This is a genomic window from Streptomyces recifensis, assembly GCF_002154615.1.
GTDB classification, from domain to species: domain Bacteria; phylum Actinomycetota; class Actinomycetes; order Streptomycetales; family Streptomycetaceae; genus Streptomyces; species Streptomyces griseoluteus.
Genome location: NZ_MUNH01000681.1, coordinates 1 through 584 on the forward strand (window position 1 = coordinate 1; position 584 = coordinate 584).

The following is a 584-nucleotide window of genomic DNA, read 5'->3' on the forward strand; positions in this document are numbered from 1 at the left end:
ACGGGAGCACTCTGTGTCCTGTCTCGCCGGTTCCGTACGCCTTGTCGGTACGGCCTGGCGAAAGTCTTCTGGTCGGTGCGCTGCCCGACCCAGGTGGCACCCGGATCAGAGGGCGGCGCTACGGCGTCCGTCCCTACGCGGGACCTTCCGGCGCCGGCACCGTCGCGGCGGCAGCGGGTTCGGCCTTCGGGGCCGTGGCTGCCTCGCGGTCGGGCGCGAGCGGGTCGGTCACCGTGCCGGTCTCTTCATCGAACAGCCCCTGCGCCAGCCTGGTCACCGCTGCGGGGACCGGCGGCGCCAGGTCGGCCACGGCGCGAAGACCGGACAGGACGTCGTCGGGTCGTACGGCAGGCGTCACGTGCCGAACAACCAGGCGCAGTATCGCACAGGGCCGGTCGCTGGGCCTATCAGCCGACTCGTCCCGCGTTTCCAGGGTGACGACGGCGGCGCGGGCGTCGAACGTACGGACGCCGTTCTTGGCCATCCGCTGCACCTGAACCGTCTCCGCCGCCATGAACGCCTCGGTGGCGGCCTTGGCCTCCTCGTGGGCCACGCCGTCCAGCCGCAGCTCCCACACGGAGGCG

General features: G+C 72.3%; 1 protein-coding gene. It reads right to left on the reverse strand.

Annotated features, from left to right (window positions below; all coding sequences use genetic code 11):
- Positions 1–133: 133 nt before the first annotated feature.
- A partial coding sequence (locus CCN33_RS28335; RefSeq protein ID WP_167387969.1) for a DUF2344 domain-containing protein occupies positions 134–584 on the reverse strand: 451 nt, incomplete at its 5' end.